Annotated in this window: 15 protein-coding genes; 7 read left to right on the top strand and 8 right to left on the bottom strand. The window is 67.3% G+C overall.

Annotation, left to right across the window (positions count from 1 at the left end; genetic code table 11):
- Positions 1 to 118: 118 nt before the first annotated feature.
- Genes ACN9M4_RS12565 through ACN9M4_RS12545 form a run of 5 tightly spaced genes read left to right on the top strand, consistent with a single transcriptional unit; the run spans position 119 to position 6,011 of the window.
- A complete protein-coding gene (locus tag ACN9M4_RS12565; RefSeq protein WP_426298353.1) occupies positions 119 to 826 on the top strand; it encodes an NUDIX hydrolase in 708 nt (235 codons plus the stop codon).
- On the top strand, positions 823 to 2,127 hold the full coding sequence (gene nadA / locus ACN9M4_RS12560) for a quinolinate synthase NadA (protein ID WP_426298351.1): 1,305 nt from the start codon (positions 823 to 825) through the stop codon (positions 2,125 to 2,127). The genes ACN9M4_RS12565 and nadA overlap by 4 nt, the downstream gene beginning before the upstream one ends.
- Positions 2,128 to 2,161: 34 nt before the next feature.
- Complete coding sequence (locus ACN9M4_RS12555) at positions 2,162 to 3,958, top strand: L-aspartate oxidase (protein WP_426298349.1); 1,797 nt, start codon at positions 2,162 to 2,164, stop codon at positions 3,956 to 3,958.
- Positions 3,951 to 4,835, top strand: a complete 885-nt coding sequence (gene nadC / locus ACN9M4_RS12550) for a carboxylating nicotinate-nucleotide diphosphorylase (protein ID WP_426298347.1) — start codon at positions 3,951 to 3,953, stop codon at positions 4,833 to 4,835. The genes ACN9M4_RS12555 and nadC overlap by 8 nt, the downstream gene beginning before the upstream one ends.
- 18 nt (positions 4,836 to 4,853) lie before the next feature.
- The gene (locus ACN9M4_RS12545; protein ID WP_426298345.1) at positions 4,854 to 6,011 is read left to right on the top strand and encodes a cysteine desulfurase family protein; all 1,158 of its coding nucleotides are present in this window, start codon (positions 4,854 to 4,856) and stop codon (positions 6,009 to 6,011) included.
- 20 nt (positions 6,012 to 6,031) lie between these two features.
- On the opposite strand, the gene ACN9M4_RS12540 is transcribed toward ACN9M4_RS12545, so the two are convergent.
- From ACN9M4_RS12540 to ACN9M4_RS12530, 3 genes are read right to left on the bottom strand one after another with little or no spacing between them, the layout of a single operon-like run.
- Positions 6,032 to 6,520, bottom strand: coding sequence for a GtrA family protein (locus ACN9M4_RS12540; protein ID WP_426298343.1), 489 nt, complete (start codon positions 6,518 to 6,520; stop codon positions 6,032 to 6,034).
- A gap of 59 nt (positions 6,521 to 6,579) precedes the next feature.
- On the bottom strand, positions 6,580 to 7,197 hold the full coding sequence (locus ACN9M4_RS12535) for a DM13 domain-containing protein (protein ID WP_426298341.1): 618 nt from the start codon (positions 7,195 to 7,197) through the stop codon (positions 6,580 to 6,582).
- Positions 7,198 to 7,242: 45 nt separating this feature from the next.
- Entirely contained in the window at positions 7,243 to 7,941 is a 699-nt protein-coding gene (locus ACN9M4_RS12530; protein WP_426298339.1) for a DUF1684 domain-containing protein, read from the bottom strand.
- Positions 7,942 to 7,965: 24 nt separating this feature from the next.
- On the opposite strand from ACN9M4_RS12530, the gene ACN9M4_RS12525 reads away from it, so the two are divergent.
- Both ACN9M4_RS12525 and ACN9M4_RS12520 read left to right on the top strand, forming a co-directional pair.
- Positions 7,966 to 8,772, top strand: coding sequence for a hypothetical protein (locus ACN9M4_RS12525; protein WP_426298337.1), 807 nt, complete (start codon positions 7,966 to 7,968; stop codon positions 8,770 to 8,772).
- Positions 8,773 to 8,844: 72 nt separating this feature from the next.
- Positions 8,845 to 9,651, top strand: a complete 807-nt coding sequence (locus ACN9M4_RS12520) for a transglutaminase-like domain-containing protein (RefSeq protein WP_426298335.1) — start codon at positions 8,845 to 8,847, stop codon at positions 9,649 to 9,651.
- A 33-nt stretch (positions 9,652 to 9,684) separates the two neighbouring features.
- On the opposite strand, the gene ACN9M4_RS12515 is transcribed toward ACN9M4_RS12520, so the two are convergent.
- The 5 genes from ACN9M4_RS12515 to ACN9M4_RS12495 form a co-directional block, all read right to left on the bottom strand.
- Positions 9,685 to 10,206 carry a MarR family winged helix-turn-helix transcriptional regulator gene (locus tag ACN9M4_RS12515; RefSeq protein WP_426298333.1) on the bottom strand — a complete coding sequence of 174 codons (522 nt, stop codon included), beginning with the start codon at positions 10,204 to 10,206 and terminating at the stop codon, positions 9,685 to 9,687.
- Positions 10,203 to 11,348 carry an LLM class flavin-dependent oxidoreductase gene (locus ACN9M4_RS12510; protein WP_426298331.1) on the bottom strand — a complete coding sequence of 382 codons (1,146 nt, stop codon included), beginning with the start codon at positions 11,346 to 11,348 and terminating at the stop codon, positions 10,203 to 10,205. Before ACN9M4_RS12510 ends, ACN9M4_RS12515 begins: the two co-directional genes overlap by 4 nt.
- Before the next feature lie 135 nt (positions 11,349 to 11,483).
- Positions 11,484 to 14,699, bottom strand: a complete 3,216-nt coding sequence (locus ACN9M4_RS12505; protein WP_426298328.1) for an efflux RND transporter permease subunit — start codon at positions 14,697 to 14,699, stop codon at positions 11,484 to 11,486.
- A gap of 75 nt (positions 14,700 to 14,774) precedes the next feature.
- Entirely contained in the window at positions 14,775 to 16,280 is a 1,506-nt protein-coding gene (locus tag ACN9M4_RS12500) for a malate:quinone oxidoreductase (protein ID WP_426298326.1), read from the bottom strand.
- Between the two features lie 79 nt (positions 16,281 to 16,359).
- Complete coding sequence (locus ACN9M4_RS12495; protein ID WP_426298324.1) at positions 16,360 to 18,030, bottom strand: ABC transporter substrate-binding protein; 1,671 nt, start codon at positions 18,028 to 18,030, stop codon at positions 16,360 to 16,362.
- Positions 18,031 to 18,085 lie beyond the last annotated feature (55 nt).

The raw sequence follows: 18,085 nt of genomic DNA, 5'->3' as shown, positions 1-18,085 counted from the left end.
GTTTCGGCCGTGGCAGACACATTTGGCAACAGCCCGGCCGGGTCCTACCATTAGTTAGGGTCATGTTGACCATAACTAATCCAAGCAGGCGAACACCAAGCAAGGAAGCGGGTGAACGGTGTTCACGAACTCGGCCAATGTCTCCGAACGCCGGCTCGCGCCGCCGTCGCTGGCCATCTCCACCGTGATCTTCGCCCTGCGGCCCAGCGAACGCTCCGGCCGCCCCACCTTGTGGCTACCGTTGGTGCGCCGGATCCGCGAACCGTTCAAGGAGATGTGGGCGCTGCCCGGCGGGCCGCTCAGCCACGACGAATCACTGCAGGACGCGGCATCCCGGAACCTGCTGGAGACCACGGGCCTGGCGCCGGAATTCCTCGAACAGCTCTATGCCTTCGGCGGCCTGCACCGTTCGCCCAGCCAGCGTGTGGTGTCGATCGTCTACTGGGCATTGGTGCAGCCCACCGAGGCAGCGCTGGCCGACGAGTCCGAAAACGTGCGCTGGTTCCGGGCGGACAAACTCGAACAGCTCGCCTTCGACCACAACGCGATCGTGGACTACGCCTTGTGGCGGCTGCGCAACAAGATGGCCTACGGCTCCATCGCCTACCACTTCCTCGGTGAATACTTCACGCTCGCCCAGGTCAGGGAGGTCTACGAGGCCGTGCTTGACCGCCCGCTGGATCCGGCCAACTTCCGGCGCCAACTCAAGTCCGCGCCGGAGATCGAAGAAACCGGCGAATACCTCCAGGGCGGAAAGCACCGCCCGCCCCGCCTTTACCGCTTTACCGGCACACCCGGCCTCGGGCCAGACAGGAGCACACCATGAGCAGCGTCAACACCGCCATCCAGCTGATCACGCGCGAGGAAGCGGAGAAGGGCCGCTCCGTGGCCGGATCCACCTGCAGCCCTGCCCTCGCCAAGGGGCCGTGGGAGTACGACCTCGCCGAGTCCCTGGCTGGAATCCCGGCCTACGGCCCCGGCGCGTCCAGCGCGGATGCCGCGCCGCGCAGCACCCCGCGCCAGGGCCAGCTGCCGGAAGAATACAAGCTGGCCAGCGACACCGAACTCGACGCCCGCATCCGCGCGGCCAAGGAGAAGCTCGGCAGCAAGGCAGTGATCCTGGGCCACTTCTACCAGCGCGACGAAGTGGTGCAGTACGCGGACTTCGTCGGCGACTCCTTCCAGCTGGCCAACGCCGCCCTCACCCGGCCCGATGCCGAGGCCATCATCTTCTGCGGCGTGCATTTCATGGCCGAAACCGCGGACATCCTCTCCGCCCCGGAGCAGGCGGTGATCCTGCCCAACCTCGCGGCCGGCTGCTCCATGGCGGACATGGCGGATGAGGACTCCGTGGAGGAGTGCTGGGAGCAGCTCGGGGAAATCTTCGGCACCGAGCCCGACGACGCCGGGCGCGCCCCGGTCATCCCCGTCACCTACATGAACTCCTCCGCCGCCCTCAAGGCATTCTGCGGCCGCAACGGCGGCATCGTGTGCACGTCCTCGAACGCGAAGACGGTCCTCGAATGGGCCTTCGAGCGCGGCCAGCGCGTGCTGTTCTTCCCGGACCAGCACCTTGGCCGGAACACCGCCAAGGCCCTGGGCGTCCCGCTGGAGCAGATGCCCATGTGGAACCCGCGCAAGGAACTGGGCGGCAACGACGAACAGACCCTGCTCGACTCCCGGGTGATCCTGTGGCACGGCTTCTGCTCGGTGCACAAGCGCTTCAATGTGGCCCAGATCGAGAAGGCCCGCGCCGACTACCCGGGCGTCAACGTCATCGTGCACCCGGAATGCCCCATGGAGGTCGTTGACGCCGCGGACGGCGCAGGCTCCACCGACTTCATCAAGAAGGCGATTGCGGCGGCCACCGAGCCCACCACCTTCGCTATCGGCACCGAGATCAACATGGTGAACCGGCTCGCGGCGGAGAACCCGCAGCACACCATCTTCTGCCTGGACCCGGTCATCTGCCCGTGCTCCACCATGTACCGCATCCACCCGGGTTACCTCGCCTGGGTGCTTGAGGAACTCGTTGAAGGACGCATCGTCAACCGCATCACCGTGGACGACGCCGTGCAGGCCAACGCCAAGATTGCGCTTGAGCGCATGCTGGCAGCCCGCCCCTGAACCTGCCGTATGAAGCAAGCGGAATGAGGCTGACATGACTGCACATGGCCTTGCAGCAGGGCGCATTGCCGGAGGGCAGCGGCGCAAGCGGCTGATCGTCGTCGGAAGCGGCATCGCCGGGTTGTACTCCGCGCTGCTCGCTGCCGAGGGCGGGGCCGAGGTGGTGCTGCTGAGCAAGGGGGCGCTCGCGGACAGCAACACTTACTTCGCCCAGGGCGGCATTTCCGCCGTCCTGGACGAACCGGCACCCGGGGACACGGTCGCGGCGCACATCGCCGACACCCTCAAGGCCGGCGGCGGGCACTGCGATGAGGCAGCCGTGCGGGTGCTGTGCACCGAAGCCCGCCTGGACATCGCCGGACTGGAGCGGTTCGGCGTCCGTTTCGACCTGGACGACGACGGCGACCCTGCCTTGGGGATCGAGGCCGCCCACTCGGCCCCGCGCATCCTGCACGCCGGCGGGGACGCCACCGGCGCCGGCGTGGCCCGGGCACTCATCCGCGCGGTCCTGGACGCCCAGGCCGCGGGACGGATCCAGGTGATCGGCCACGCGCACGTGACCTCCTTGTCCCAGGGCCTAGGCCGCGTCACCGGCGTGAACTTCATCCACGACGGCCGGGAGCTCAGCTGCCAGGCCGACGCCGTGCTGTTGGCCACCGGGGGAGCGGGCCGGATGTTCGCCAAGACCACCAACCCCGCCGTTGCCACGGCGGACGGCCTGGCCCTTGCGTGGCGGGCGGGCGCTGCGGTGGCTGACCTCGAATTCTTCCAGTTCCATCCGACGTGCATGGTGCTGCCGGACGACGCCCGGGAAAGCGCGGGCAGCGACCCGCTGCTCATCTCCGAAGCCGTCCGCGGCGAGGGCGCCATACTCGTGGACGCCCACGGCGACCGCTTCATGCCCGCCTACCACCCCGACGCCGAACTGGCGCCGCGCGATGTCGTCTCCCGCAGCATCGCCCTGCACCTGGCCGCCCTCGGCGAGCCGAACGGCCACGTCTTCCTGGACGCGCGGGTCATCGAGAAGCAGCAGGGGCCGGGCTTCCTGGCCAGGCGCTTCCCGACGATCACCGCCCGCACCCGGGAGGCCGGCGTCGACTGGACCCGCGAGCTGGTCCCCGTGGCACCGGCGGCCCACTACTGGATGGGCGGCGTGGTCACGGACCTGGACGGACGCACGTCCGTTCCCGGCTTGCTGGCCGCCGGCGAGGTGGCGTGCACCGGCGTCCAGGGGGCCAACCGGCTCGCCAGCAACTCGCTGCTCGAAGGCCTCGTCTTCGGCCGGCGTGCCGTCGAGGGGTTCCTTGGAGGCGATTCGACAGGTCCCTCGGCGCCTGCGCTCAGCTCTCGCGCCGGCGAACACCTCCCAAGCTCGGCGGCCGGCGCGGACCCTCACGCAACAACGGCGCTTTCGGGCTCTCCCGAACCGCGCGAGGTGACCCCGTGGCAGCTCGAGGTTCTTCCCGGGAAGGGTTCCTATGAAGCCTTGTTCGCCGACGCCGGCGCTTTCGAGCGGGGCGCCCTGCGCCAGCTGATGACCGCCAAGTCCGGGGTGCTCCGCGAGGGCGTGCTACTCCGCGAGGCCGGTGCAGCCCTCAGCTCCTGGGCGGAAGATGTGGACCCGGAAACTGTTCCGGATTCCTTGGATCCACGGGAGCACGAGGACGCCAACCTCCTGCTGGCCGCGCAGCTGCTGGTACACGCCGCCCGGGAACGTCGGACCTCCCTGGGTGCCCACTACCGCAACGATTCGCGGCAGGAAGCCGCCGCCGTCGACGATTTTGACAAGCGTTACACCATGAGCCGGAAAGCGAGCCTGATCCTTGACTAGCCTGTCCCTCCCCGCAGCCGCCGTGCGCGACATCCTCGAGCGTGCCTTCGCCGAGGACGCGCCCAACGGGGACATCACCTCGCAGCTGCTCATCCCGGCCGAGGCCCGCGCCACCGCCGTGCTGAACGCCCGCGTGCCCGGCATCTTCAGCGGCGGCACAGTCTTCCGCGACGCCATGCTCCTGATCGACCCGGACACCGAGGTTGAGCTGCTGCTGCAGGACGGAGCAGAGTTCGACGCCGGAACGCACCTCGCCCGGGTCACCGGCCGAGCCCGTTCCGTGCTGCTCGCCGAGCGCGTGGGCCTGAACCTGGTGCAGCGCATGAGCGCGATCGCCACGAAGACCGCGGAGTTCGTGCACCTGGTCGAAGGCACCAAGGCCCGCATTACCGACACCCGGAAGACCACCCCCGGGCTGCGGGTCCTGGAACGCTATGCCGTGCGCTGCGGCGGCGGAGCGAACCACCGCTACAGCCTGTCCGACGCCGTGCTGGCCAAGGACAACCACCTGGCCGTCATGACCGGCGGCGACGCCGGCAAGCTCACCGCCCTGCTCGCTACGGCGAAGGCACAGCTGGGCCACACCACCCATTTCGAGGTCGAAGTGGACAGTGCCGAGCAGATCGAACCGGTGCTGGCCGCGGGCGTGGACACGATCATGCTGGACAACTTCAGCCTGGAAGGATTGCGCGCCGGCGTGCTGCAGGTCGCTGGCCGGGCGATCGTGGAGGCCAGCGGCAACGTCAACCGGGCCACGGTGGCGGACATCGCGGCCACAGGGGTGGATGTCATTTCCATCGGCGGGCTGACCCACACCGTGGCCGCCCTGGACCTCGGGCTGGACGTCACGCTGGACGTTCCGGTGGAAGTTTCCTAGGACGCGGGTGTTGAAGCGATGATCTTCCTCGACGCAGCGGCCACCACGCCCGTCCGCCGGGAGGTGTTGGAAGCGATGTGGCCTTACCTCAGCGGCGAGTTCGGCAATCCGTCCAGCCACCACAGCCTCGGCGAGGCTGCGGCAGACGCGCTCGCAGGGGCGCGGGCCGCCGTCGCGCGAGTGCTGGGCTGCCGGCCCGGGGAGGTCACCTTCACCTCGGGCGGTACCGAGGCGGACAACCTCGCGCTCAAAGGAATCGCCCTGGCACGCCGGGCCGGCGATCCGTCCCTGGACAGGGTGGCGGTCAGCGCGATTGAACATCCCGCCGTCGAGGAATCCGCGGACTACCTGCGGCGGGTGCACGGTTTCACGGTCGATGTTGTTCCGGTGGACCGGCACGGCCTGGTCACCCCGGACGCCTTCGCCGCAGCCCTGCGCCCGGAGACTGCGCTCGCCAGCATCATGTACGCCAACAACGAGGTGGGCACGGTGCAGCCCATCCCGGAACTGGCCGCGCTCGCTGCCGGACGGGGCATTCCCTTCCACAGCGACGCGGTGCAGGCCGCCGGCTGGCTGCCCATCGGCGTCAAGGAACTCGGCGTAGATGCGCTCAGCCTGTCCGGGCACAAGCTCGGCGCACCCAAAGGATCGGGCGTGCTCTTTGCGAAGGGCCGGCTCCGGATGGAGCCCCTGGTCCACGGAGGCGGCCAGGAACGCGGACGGCGTTCCGGGACGGAAAACGTGGCCGGAGCCGTAGCATTCGCAACCGCACTGACCCTGGCGGCGGAAGAACAGCCGCGCCTGTCCGCGCGGGTGACGGAATTGCGTGATGCCTTCATCCGGGCCGTCATGGAAGCCGTGCCCGGGGCCGTGCTGACCGGCCATCCCGAACAGCGGCTGCCTTCCGTGGCGTCCTTCTGCTTCCCCGGGACCAGCGGGGAGTCCGTGCTGCTTGAACTCGAGCGCCGCGGAGTGGTCTGCTCCAGCGGTTCCGCCTGCGCGGCCGGTTCGGACGCGCCCTCGCCGGTGCTGCTGGCCCTCGGCCTCGACGCGGAACTCGCGCAGACGGCCGTGCGCTTCAGCTTCACCTCAGCGGTGACCGAGGCGGAACTCGGGCAGGCCGCGGCTGCGGTGGGTGACGCCGTCGGCAGCGTGATGGGGATCGGCCGCCGCTAGACGCAACTGGCTTTGGCGGCTCAGGCGTGCCGCGCCCGGCGGAAGATCCAGTGCCGCAGCATGGTGAAGCGGACCGCCGTGGCGAGGAAGCCGGACAGGGTGGTGGTCCAGAGCTCCTCCGTGACGCTCGCTTCGGGCCTGAAGGCGTGCAGCACGCCCAGGCTTCCGCCGGTGATGAGGAGCGCGACGGCGATGACGATCAGGCCGTTGAGATGGTCCTGGAGGCGCTTGCGGCTGCCGGTGATCTTGAAGGTCAGGCGCCGGTTCAGCGCCGTGTTCATGACCGAGGTGACGATCAGGGCGGCCGCATTCGCGAACTGCGGCCCGAGCGCCGGCCGGAGCAGCGCGTACAGGGCCAGCGAGCTGGCGGTGCAGATGATTCCGACGCCGGTGAAGCGGACCAGTTGCCGCAGCACCGGATAGCGGAGCAGGCCTTTGTGGCGGTGGCTTGGGCGGGTTTCCGGAGGGGATTGCCGCAGCGTTTCCCGTGACGGTGCGGCAGAGTCCATTGCTTAAGCGTTGCACACGCGCCGGCGCCCGGGCGAAAGGCCTGCCGCGGCGGGATCGTTCAGCCCAAGGCGGCCGAGCCGAATGCCACGCTGAAGCGGTCGCACCACAGGACCACCGTATCCAATCCCGAGATGTCTGCACCCGCGGGGATGGAGTAGTTCTGGTTGCCATGGGTTGCCTTCACCGGGCCGAGATCCAGCCATTTGCCCGAGCGGTACTTGAACCAGTCCCCGCCGGCTTCCTGGTCGCTGAGCCAGACCTTGACGTCCGGGCCGTCGCTGCTGGCCAGGTTTTCCAGGCGGAGCACCAACCTGCCGTCGGGGAGTTTCACCAGGCTGGCCATTCCCGAGGTGGAGTGTTCCTGTGAGACGAAGGCGCCCTCCGCGATGACGCGCGGGAGAACCGGCACGGGAGAACGGACCGCCGATCCCGGGTCGCCCGGGGTTGGCTGCTGGACGGCCAACGTGCCGCCGGGCGAAGGCGTTTGCCCGGTCCCCGGCAAGGCTTCGTCAACAGTGCTGCTGGTGAACAGGCGCCACGGCTGGAAGAGGGCGGCCCCGGACACGAACAGGGCAAGCAGCAGCACGGCGGCGGAAGCGGCAAGGGCCTTGTGGCGGCCCAGGAACATCCGGACAGGCTGCCTTGCCGCGGAGTTCTCATCGGCCGGGGTTGTCATGGTTCAAGGCTAGGCGCCCCACAGCGCGCTGTCCGTCCGGAATCCTTACCGTTCCCTTAAGCCGGCTGCCTGTGGCTGCGGAACGTAGAGCTCGCCCACCGGCACCTCGGCGGCCAGGCGGTTGTCCGGCCCGGCCAACGGGCACGCCCAGGCCTCGTTGTAGGCGCAGGACGGGTTGTAGGCGAAGTTGAAGTCCAGGACGAACTCCAACTCCGGACCGGAGCCCCGGATCCCGTGGAACGCGCCCTTGATGGTGTCCAGCAGGTAGCGTCCGGCGCCGTAGCTTCCGCCCTCCCTGCCCGAGGTGGCATCCCGGAACGGTACGAAGATCCCGCCGCCGTAGCTGCGCAGGCGCCATACCGCAAGGGAGCCCAGCCTGGACAGCTCGAAGGTGCCGATCCGCTGGAACGGCACATCGCCGTCGGTCCCTGTCCGGACCGTCATTTCCTGCCCGGCGCCCGTGGGGGAGAGCCGGGTGTGGAAGCGGAAGGCGGGATCGTATCCCGCGGTGTCCAGCCCCGTGAAGTTACGTTTCGCAGCGGTCGTCAGAGCCGATGCCGGGTGGGTGCCGAACATGTGGTCGCGGGTCCGGCGCCAGTGCACATGGGCCTGGAAGGGGTCGTCGCGTGCGAGCCGGCGGACCTCGTCGTAGAGGGTGAAGGTCCGCAGCCGCCAGTCCGCGATGTCCATCGCAGACATCTCCGCCACGTCCCAGGTGCCGCCGTCACGCAACTCCTCGTCCATGCCACCCATACTAGGCTTGCGGCTATGAACGGGAACCGCGTAGCGAACGGAAGTCTTGTCCTGGCAGCCATCCTGCTCACAGCGGGGCTGGTCGCTTGCAGCGAGGAAGGCAAGGGCGGGCCGGTGTGGACGGCGGGTTCGGGAAGCGCGGGCGCTTCCGCGACCGGGTCCGCCGCGCCGACCGGGGGGACGGCGTCGGGCAGCCCGGCGGCGTCGGGAACCTCCGGCGCCGCGCCCGGGGCGGCGCCCACAGCCGCCCGCTGGAAGAAGTACAGCGACGCCGGACAGAAGGTCAGCTTCGAGCTCCCGGAGGAGTGGATCGCGCAGTCGGTCACTCCCGACGCCGGATCCCTGCCCGGGGCGCTGAAGGTGGAGGTCAAGGACGGCGAAGGGGAGTACGTCGCCACCCTGCACACCGGCCTCCAGTCCGCAAAGGCCCCCGACTGCAGCCCGAAGGCAAGGCGCAGCTACGTGGTGCTCAGCAGCGTCCCGGTGGACCTGCCGCATGCGGATACGGATGCGACCATTTCGCCGCGCGTGGTGTTCCGGGTGATCCAGGGCTACAAGTTCTTCGGCTCCTACGGCATCACCAACCTGGTGGCAGGCACGGACGGCAAGGCCTGCCAGCTGCGCAACCTGGTGCAGGGCCCGGCCGGCAAGGGCGATACCTATTTCGGGGACCTCCCGGCCGTCCGCGCCTTCGCCCCCGACGAAAAGGTGGCCCCCGCCAAGTCCTTCGACACCCTGGGCCAGGCCGCGAAATACGTGGAAAAGAGTGCGGACTTCGCAAACGTCCAACGGATGCTACTGTCTCTGAAGGTCAACCCGTAGAAAGCGGAGTCGGCCTTCCACGACCATCGGCGACACTGGGGGCTGTTCCGCCGCGAGACATTCCGGAGATCCATGGAACGCAACGTTGCTGCCCGGCTCGTTTTCAAGACTGTCGCCAATACCAAGGTGGCAATGGCCGTCGCCGTCGCCCGCAATCCGGGCTTCGCGTCGATGACCGAAACGCTGAGCATCACCTCGGGTGGCGAGGCCGTGCCGTACACGGAACTGCAGGACCACCACGGCGGCCGCTTCCACTACATGGAGTTCGCCGAACCCAGCGAGGTGGAGGTCGAGTACCAGGCCGCGGTGACCGGCCGCGGCGTTCCGGACGAGTCATCGAAGATGGAACTCATCCGCTACGTCCGGCCCAGCCGCTACGCCGAATCGGACCGCCTCCTGCCGACGTCCTACGCCGAGTTCGGCGGACTGCACGGCCGCGAACTCCTGCAGGCGGTCCGGGACTGGGTCAACAGCGAGCTGCGCTACGTCAGCGGTTCCTCCCGCGGTACCGACGGCGCCGTGGAGACGTTGCTGCACCGGCGCGGCGTGTGCCGCGACTTTGCCCACCTGGCGATCGCCCTGCTGCGTTCCAAGGACATTCCCGCCAGGCTGTCGGCTGTGTATGCCCCCGGGCTAAGCCCGATGGATTTCCATGCCGTGGCCGAGGCGTACCTCGACGGCAGCTGGTACGTCATCGACCCCACGGGGCTGGCTCCCCGTGAGGCGATGCTTCGGATCACTGCCGGACGCGACTCCTCGGACACCGCGTTCCTCTCCACCGTCGGGGGCAGCCTCTCCCTGAAGACCCTCAAGGTCACGGCCGAAATCTCCGGCGAGCTTCCCGCCGAAGACCCGGCCGCCGCCGTCGTCCTCGGCTAAGCGGGAGGTCCTTTCCCGACGGCGGCAGCCCGGTTATCCCGGAAGGCCGGAGCGCAGCTTCTCGGTCAGCCGCATCAGCTCCTGCTGTTCCGCCGTGGTCAGCGCCGGAAGCAGCAGTTCGGCGATGTCGCGCACGTGCTCGCGCCCGATCTCCTTCTGCAGCTCCAGCCCGGCGTCGGTGAGTCCCAGCAGGATGCCGCGGCCGTCCTCGGGCGCGATGCTGCGCTCCACGAGTCCGCGTTTCTCCAGCCGGTCCACCAGGCGGCTCAGGCTCGACTGGCTGAGCAGCACGTGGTCGTTGATCTCGTTCAGGCGCAGCTTTCCGGTGGGGCAGCGGGAGAGCGTGAACAGGACGTCGTACTCCTTGACAGGCAGCTTCTTGAACGCCGGCCCGGACTGCAGGCGGCGCATCACCGCCACCTGGGAACGGAACAACGACTCCCAGGTTTCGGCGGCCAGGCGCACGTCCTTGCCGGACGTGGTGCTCCCGGGCTGCGCACTCCCTGAAGGGGTTGCTCCGGCCGGGATTTTCCCGGCCGGAGCAGGGCTGCTCATTCCTTGGCTCCTGCGCTGTTCACGACGGCGGCATCCTCCTGCCCGGCGCCTTCCTGGACGGCGGCTTCGGCCAGCCTTGCGGCGACCCGTGAGGCGTGGGTCGGGGCGTCCGGGACATGGGCCGGCTTGAGGGCGGCGTACTCCTTGCGGAGCACCGGAAGGACTTCCTCGCCGAACAGGTCCAGCTGCTCCAGGACCGTCTTAAGCGGCAGGCCCGCGTGGTCCACCAGGAAGAGCTGGCGCTGGTAGTCGCCGAAGAACTCGCGGAAGGTGAGTGTCTTCTCGATGACTTCCTGCGGGCTGCCCACCGTCAGCGGGGTCTGCGAGGTGAAGTCTTCCAGGGACGGGCCGTGGCCGTACACCGGGGCGTTGTCGAAGTACGGACGGAACTCCTTGACGGCGTCCTGGGAGTTCTTGCGCATGAAGAACTGGCCGCCGAGGCCCACGATCGCCTGGTCTGCCTTGCCGTGGCCGTAGTGCTCGTAACGCTCACGGTAAAGACCGATCAGCTGCTGGTAGTGCTCCTTCGGCCAGAAGATGTTGTTGGCGAAGAAGCCGTCGCCGTAGTACGCAGCCAGCTCGGCGATCTGCGGGCTCCGGATGGAACCGTGCCAGACGAACGGCGGGACGTCGTCGAGCGGGCGCGGAGTGGAGGTGAAGTTCTGCAGCGGGGTGCGGAACTTGCCGTTCCAGTTCACGGTGTCTTCGTCCCACAGGCGGCGCAGCAGGGCGTAGTTTTCGATCGCGAGCTCGATGCCGTCCTGGATGTTCTTGCCGAACCACGGGTAAACCGGCGCGGTGTTGCCTCGGCCCATAATGAGATCCACGCGGCCGTCGGCCAGGTGCTGAAGCATGGCGAAGTCTTCGGCGATCTTCACGGGATCGTTCGTGGTGATCAGGGTCGTGGAGGTGGAGAGGGTGATGCGCTCGGTCTGAGCGGCGATGTAGGCCAGCGTGGTGGTGGGGGAGGAGGAGAAGAAGGGCCGGTTGTGGTGCTCGCCGATGGCGTACACATCCATGCCGATCTCTTCGGCCTTCTTGGCGATGGCCACGGACGCCTTGATCCGCTCGTTCTCCGTGGGGGTGCGGCCCGTGGTCGGGTCAGTGGTGATGTCGCTGACGCTGAATACGCCGATCTCCATGATGTGCCTTCTTCCTGTCCGCGGGTGCGCGGGCGTTACCGACAGTGTATCCGAAACTAGATGCATTTGCATCTATCGCCCTGTGTAACGCCTGCGCCCGTGGATTATTCCCGGGCACCGCCTGGATGGTCCGGCTCAGTCGGGGGACCCCGGGGCGGCGCGCCGGCCGGAGACTTTCGGGACCATTCCGGTGGTCCAGTCCAGGAATTCCCCGCTGCCGCCGTTGCCGGGCGGATTGTCCACGACGGCGGGGCGCTCCTTGAGTGCCTTCAGCAGGGACTTCTTCTCCCGGCGTCCTTCCACCAGCTTGTAGAGGACCGGGACCAGCACCAGGGTCAGCAGCGTGGATGACACCAGGCCGCCGATCACCACGATGGCCAGAGGCCGCGAGATGAAGCCGCCGCTTCCGGTGAAGCCGAGCGCCATCGGCGTCAGCGCAAATACGGTGGCGAGGGCGGTCATAAGGATCGGCCGGAGTCGCTGCCGGGCGCCGTGGGTGATGGCGTCGTCGACGCTCATCCCGGCCCGCCCGTCGCGCGGGCTGCGGTATTGGTTGATGAGGTCGATCAGCACGATCGCGTTGGTCACCACGATGCCCACCAGCATCAGCAGGCCGATCAGGGCCGGCAGGCCAAGGGGAACGCCGGTCAGCAGGAGCAGGCCGATCGCGCCTGTTGCGGCGAACGGCACCGACACCAGCAGGATGAGCGGCTGGATGAGCGACTTGAAGGCGGCGACCATGATCACGTAGACGATCGCGATGGCGGCGAGCAACGCCAGGCCGAGCTGCCGGAAGGACTCCGCCTGCTGGGTGGTGGCGCCGCCGATCACCGCGGTCACGCCTGGCGGGAGCTGCACGGCGTCCAGCCGTTCCTGCACGGCGCTGCTCAGCGCGCCCAGGTTGGAGCCCGACGGCGTCACGGTCACCTTGGCGGTCCGCTGGCCGTTGCTGCTGGTCACGGAGAGCGGAACATCCACTTGCTCCACACTGGCGACGCTGTCCAGCTTGACCGGGCCCGTAGGCGTCGGAAGCACGATGCCCCGGACCGCCGCGATGCTGGTGAAGCGGGTGCCTTCACCGATCTGGACCGGGAAGTCGTTGGTGTCGATGCGCACTGTGCCGGCGGGAACCGGTGAAACCGTGGCGGCAAGCACGCCGGCTACCTGCTCCTCGTTGAGGCCGGCCGCCGTGGCCTTGGCCCGGTCCACTTTCACCTGGACCACCGGCTGGCCCGGGACGAGGTTGGTGGCGGTCTCGGAGCTGCCCGGGACGCCGTCGAGGGCCTTGAAGACAGCATCGCTGGCTGTCTGCAGGTCCTGCGGAGTGGCCGCATTGATCGTCACGTCCACGGTGGAGGACGTGCCGAAGCCGCCCTGCCGGGCGCCGACGGTGACTTTGCCCGCGGCGCCGCCGTCGGCAAGCTTCCTGCGGACGGTGTCCTGCAGTTTCTCCTGGGCTGCGTCCTCCGCCGTGACCACGGTGAAGGTAGAGGTCGACGCGCCGCCGGAGGTGAGTGCGGCGAGCCCGTTCTGGGCATTGCCGGAAGTCACCTGGACGTCCTTGATCCCGTCGATGCCGTCCAGCAGTTTCTCCACCTTGGCGGCGGCTTCCGCGGTGTCGGCGAGGCTGGTGCCTGCCGGCAGGACCTGCCGGACGGTCATGCTGTTTTCGCCGGAGCGGCCCAGCAGGTCGGTTGCCAGCAGGGGGGTCATGGCGGCAGTACCGCCCAGCACCAACACCGCTGCCACGATGGTCAGCACGGGATGCTTCTGGGTGGCGGACAGGATCGGCAGGTAACCGCGCTGCAGGCGGGTTCGCTGCTCTGCTTCGTGTGCTTTCGCCGCTGTTTCCTTCGCCGCCTCGGCGTCACTGCTGACCGCCGGGGACTTGAGGAACCAGTACGCCAGCACCGGGACGATGGTCAGGGCCACCAGGAGGGAGGCGAGCAGGGCGATCGTGACGGTGAGGGCGAAGGGGCGGAACAGTTCCCCGGCAAGGTCCCCCACGAAGGCGATGGGGAGGAAGACTGCCACCGTCGTCAGGGTGGACGCAGTGATGGCGCCGGCCACCTCCCGGATGGAGTTCAGGATGGCGGTGAGCTTGTGTTCGCCATAGCTCAGGTGGCGCTTGATGTTCTCGATCACCACGATCGAGTCGTCCACCACACGGCCGATCGCAATGGTGAGTGCGCCCAGGGTGAGGATGTTCAGCGAATACCGGGTGGCCGAGATCCCGATGAAAGTGATCAGCAGGGACAGCGGGATCGACACCGCGGTGACCAGGGTGGAGCGTACGGACAACAGGAACACCAGGATGACCAGCACCGCGAAGCCGAGCCCCAGCAGGCCCTCCGTGGTGAGGTCCTTGATGGATTTTTCGATGTACGGTGCCTGGTCGAACGCGGGGGTGAAGCGGGCGTTGGAACCCAGTTCCGCGCTCATCTGGCCCAGCGAATCCTTGACGGCGTGCGAAATCGCCACGGTGTCGCCGTCGGGCTTCTTGGTGACAGTCAGCGCGAGCGTCTCTTTGCCGTTGGTCCTGGTGATCGAGGTGGCGGTGTCGTCCTTGATAATGACCTCGGCCACGCTGCCGATCGTGGTGCCCGCCTTGGCGCCGCCCACGGGGAGCCCTTTGATTGTGTCCAGCGAGTCAACCGGGCTGCCGATCTGCAGGGACAGGGACTTGCCATGTTCCTCGACCGTGCCGGCCGGGACCAGCGCGCCGTTGTTCTTCAGCGCGTCGGCAAGGGAGCGGATGGTGGCGCCGCCGGCAGCCATGGCCGCGGGGTTCGGTTTGATCAGGATGTGCTGGGTTGTGCCGCCGCTGACTTCGGCGCTGCGCACGCCGTCGATCTTCTGCAGCCGCGGGACGCTGAGCCGCAGGAGGTCGGCATTCAGTTCGCTGAGCGGCTTGTCCGAGGAGACCGCGAGGAAGATGATCGGGAAATCGCTCACGCTGCCGGCGAAGGAGCGTGGCTCCACATCCGCCGGCAGCGTGCGGCGGGCATTGGAGATGGCCCGGTCGATCTGGTTTCGGGCACGATCCAGGTTTGAGCCGTAGTTGAACACCAGGGTGATCTGGGAAACTCCGCTGCGGGACGTGGAGGTGCTCGACTCAAGCCCCTCGACGCTGTTGAGCGCCGTTTCCAGGGGCCGGCCCAGTTGCTTGTCCACGACCTCCGGAGACGCCCCTGGCATGGACGTGATGACCGTGATCTGCGGGAACTCGATGGAAGGTATGAGCTCCTGTTTCAGGGAGGACATGGTGATCACGCCGAACACCGCCGCGAAGACGGTGATCAGCGCAATCAATGCCCTGTTCGCCAGTGAAAGCCTTGCCAGAGCGAACATTGCATCCTCTCCTGGGATCTACGGTTGTACAGCGTTTGGGCGCGGCCGCCGCAGCCCCGGACAGGATGCCTGCGTCTACCGCTGCGTGGCGTCGGCGTTTTCGAGCTGCAGGGACCGGGCGGTGCTTGCCTCGAGTTCGGCGGCGAGCTCCGGGTTGTCGTTGAGCTTGACCCCGTAGCCGGGCATCATGTCCTTGAGCTTGGACTGCCAGCCCTTGAAGTTCTTCGGGAAGGTCTTCTGCAGCAGCTCGATCATGATCGGCACCGCAGTGGAGGCTCCCGGGGAAGCGCCGAGCAGCGCGCCGATGGAGCCGTCGCGGGCGGCGATGACCTCGGTACCGAACTGCAGGATGCCGCCCTTCTGCGGGTCCTTCTTGATGATCTGCACGCGCTGGCCGGCCGTGATCAGCTCCCACTTGGAACCGTCGGCTTCGGGGTAGTACTCGCGCAGGGACTCGACCTTCGCGTCGTGGCGCTTGGCCACTTCCTTGATGAGGTACGCCGTCAGGTCCATGTTGTCCTTGGCCACCGCGAGCATCGGAATGATGTTGCCGGGGCGGATGGACAACGGCAGGTCCAGGTAGCTGCTGGTCTTGAGGAAGTTCGTGGAGAAACCCGCGTACGGGCCGAAAAGCAGCGAACGCTTGCCGTCAACGTAGCGGGTGTCCAGGTGCGGCACGGACATCGGCGGCGCGCCCACGGAGGCCTGGCCGTACACCTTGGCGCTGTGCTGGCGCGCGGTCTCCTCGTCGGTGCAGCGGAAGAACTGGCCCGACACGGGGAAACCGCCGTAGCCCTTGCTCTCCGGAATGCCCGAGGCCTGCAATAGGTGCAGCGCACCGCCGCCGGCGCCGACAAACACGAACTTGGCGTGGATGCGGCTGCGTTCCCCGGACGCCGGGTACTTGAGCGAAAGGTCCCAGCCGCCGTCGGAGGCCTTGGAAATGTTGCTGACTTCGTGGCCGAAGTTGACCTCCACGCCGCTCTTGGCAAGGTAGTCGGTCAGCTCGCGGGTCAGCGCGCCGAAGTCGACGTCGGTGCCTTCGGCTGCGCGGGTGGCGGCGACGCGCTGCTTGGGGTCGCGGCCCTTGACGATCAGGGGAGCCCACTTTGCGATCTGGGCCTGGTCCTCCGTGTACTCCATGCTGCGGAAGAGGGTGTTGGGCTTGAGGGCCTCGTAGCGGGTCTTGAGGAAGTCCGCGTGCTTGTCGCCGATGACGAAGCTCATGTGCGGAACGGTGTTGATGAAGCCCTTGGGGGAACCGATCAGGTTGTTGTCGACCAGGTGGGACCAGAACTGGCGGGATAGCTGGAACTGTTCGTTGATGTGCAGCGCCTTGGAAGGATCCACGGAGCCGTCTTTGGCTGCAGGGGAGTAGTTCAGTTCGCAGAGAGCCGCGTGGCCGGTACCTGCGTTGTTCCAAGGTCCGGAGCTTTCAAGGCCGGCTTCGTCCAGGCGTTCGAAGAGGGCGATGCTCCAGTCGGGTTCGAGCTGCTTGATGAACGCCCCGAGCGTTGCGCTCATGATTCCGCCGCCAATAAGGACGACGTCGGCGTGTTTGGTCTTGGAAATGAAAGTCACAGTCAATCTCCGATAGCAGCGGCATTGGCTGTCACAGAATATCCCTGCGCTGCCCCATAACTGAAATTGCGGGGGGCCGTCAAGACTTTAGGCGGACGTTCGTGAAAACTTCGTTCAAGACCGGCGAAGCAGGGTACTTTTCCACCCGGTCGGACAGCGCCAGGGCGGAGATCGGGAAGGCGATCGGCACTGCCGGGACGGTCGCCGCGATCTGGGCGTTGATGGTTTCGTACTGGGCGTTTCGTTCGGGACCTTCGGGCATGCCCCGCGCACGGTCGATCTTGGAGAAGACCTGGACGTCGTTGTAGCCGAATTCACCCCGGCGCTCACCGAAAAGCGTGCCGACGAAGTTGTCCGGGTCCGAATAGACGCCGTTCCAGCCCAGCAGGTGCAGGGCGTGATCGCCCGATGACTGGACCTTGGCCAGGTAGCCGTCCTCCCAGTCCACCGGCACCGGCTTGATGTTGAAGCCGACGGCGGTCAGCTGCCGGCTGATTTCCGCGTAGATCTTTTCGGGGGTGGGCAGGTAGCTTCGGGTGACGTTGAGCGGGTAGTAGAACTTGAGCGGTTCGCCCTTGTACCCGGCCTTGGCCAGCAGCTGCTTGGCCTTGGCCGGATCGTAGCCCAGCGCCGGCGCGTTGTTGTTGAAGCCGCTGAGCTTGGGCGGAACGAACTGGGATGCCTGGGCCGTATTGTCCATGAAGAACTTCCGGATCAGGCTTTCCTTATCGATGGCGTACTCGATTGCCTGGCGGACCTCGAGCTTCTGCAGCGGCACCACGGCCTGGTTGATGCCCAGGTACATCACCGAGAAGGGATCCCGCTGCACGATCTGCATGCCGTGCTTGACCAGGGAATCGAAGGTGCCGGCGGTGACGAGGTCGTAGCCGTCGATCTTTCCGCTCAGCAGCGCGTCGAGCCGGCCCTGCGGGTGGTCGAAGGGAATGAAGTTGAGCGTGGCGATCTGACCCCGGTCGCCCCAGTATCCGTCATAGCTCTTGAGCGTGATCTTGTCCTTGGTCCACGCGGAAAAGACGAACGGACCGGTGCCGACGGGATGCGAGGCGTATGCGGACACCGCCTGGCCATCCAGCTTGCGGTCCAGGAGGTTGGCCTTTTGCTTGTCCAGCGCCGTGGGGGAGGAGATGGCGAACGCCGGCAGCGTGAGGGCCTGCAGAAAACCCGTGAAGGGCCGGGTGAGGCTGATCTTCACTTCCTTGGCGCTCGGGGCGCTGCAGCTCTTGAAGATGGAGAGCGAGGCGTTGTCCGAAAACGACTTGAAGACGCTCTTGAACATGATTCCCGGTGCCTGGTTCCGGACCGCGGGGGTGAGGGTGTACCAGCGGTTGAAGTTGCTGCAAACGGCGGCAGCATTGAACGGCGTGCCGTCGTGGAAGGTGACTTTGTCCCGGAGCTTGAAGTCGTAGCTGAGTCCGTCTTCACCCTCGGACCATTCCGTGGCGAGCAGGGGAATTGTCTGGCCGGTGGACGGGTCAACTCCTAGCAGGCCTTCCATGACCTGGCGGGTGACGCGGTAGGACTCGGAATCGTTGCTCAGGGCCGGATCGAGCCCGAGGGGCATGGCCGGAGTGCCGAAGTTGAAGGTCTGGTCCGGCACGGCCGGCTTGTCCGTGGACGTAGTTCCGGCGGACGGCGAGGGCGATGGCACTCCGGTACAGGAGCTCAGGGCCAGGGCAAGAAAGGCCGCGCCGATCTGCAGTTTCATCCGGCGTCGTTTGCTGCTTGCCACTCTTGTCCCCTCAAGGCAGTCGGACGGAACACGGCTGGACCCCGGGTAAGAGGGG

This window comes from Arthrobacter sp. R-11, from assembly GCF_049913155.1.
In the GTDB taxonomy this organism is placed as follows: Bacteria; Actinomycetota; Actinomycetes; order Actinomycetales; family Micrococcaceae; genus Arthrobacter.
Note: the sequence above shows the minus strand (reverse complement) of the source record. Positions and strands in the feature narration are given on the sequence as shown.

What these genes read in the sequence shown, in the direction of transcription:
- ACN9M4_RS12545 (WP_426298345.1), top strand. Translation starts at nt 4,854, where the DNA reads ATGATCTTCCTCGACGCAGCGGCCACCACGCCCGTCCGCCGGGAGGTG.
- ACN9M4_RS12525 (WP_426298337.1), top strand. Translation starts at nt 7,966, where the DNA reads ATGAACGGGAACCGCGTAGCGAACGGAAGTCTTGTCCTGGCAGCCATC.
- ACN9M4_RS12530 (WP_426298339.1), bottom strand. Translation starts at nt 7,941, where the DNA reads ATGGACGAGGAGTTGCGTGACGGCGGCACCTGGGACGTGGCGGAGATG.
- ACN9M4_RS12555 (WP_426298349.1), top strand. Translation starts at nt 2,162, where the DNA reads ATGACTGCACATGGCCTTGCAGCAGGGCGCATTGCCGGAGGGCAGCGG.
- ACN9M4_RS12520 (WP_426298335.1), top strand. Translation starts at nt 8,845, where the DNA reads ATGGAACGCAACGTTGCTGCCCGGCTCGTTTTCAAGACTGTCGCCAAT.
- ACN9M4_RS12540 (WP_426298343.1), bottom strand. Translation starts at nt 6,520, where the DNA reads ATGGACTCTGCCGCACCGTCACGGGAAACGCTGCGGCAATCCCCTCCG.
- ACN9M4_RS12505 (WP_426298328.1), bottom strand. Translation starts at nt 14,699, where the DNA reads ATGTTCGCTCTGGCAAGGCTTTCACTGGCGAACAGGGCATTGATTGCG.
- ACN9M4_RS12515 (WP_426298333.1), bottom strand. Translation starts at nt 10,206, where the DNA reads ATGAGCAGCCCTGCTCCGGCCGGGAAAATCCCGGCCGGAGCAACCCCT.
- ACN9M4_RS12535 (WP_426298341.1), bottom strand. Translation starts at nt 7,197, where the DNA reads ATGACAACCCCGGCCGATGAGAACTCCGCGGCAAGGCAGCCTGTCCGG.
- nadA (WP_426298351.1), top strand. Translation starts at nt 823, where the DNA reads ATGAGCAGCGTCAACACCGCCATCCAGCTGATCACGCGCGAGGAAGCG.
- ACN9M4_RS12510 (WP_426298331.1), bottom strand. Translation starts at nt 11,348, where the DNA reads ATGGAGATCGGCGTATTCAGCGTCAGCGACATCACCACTGACCCGACC.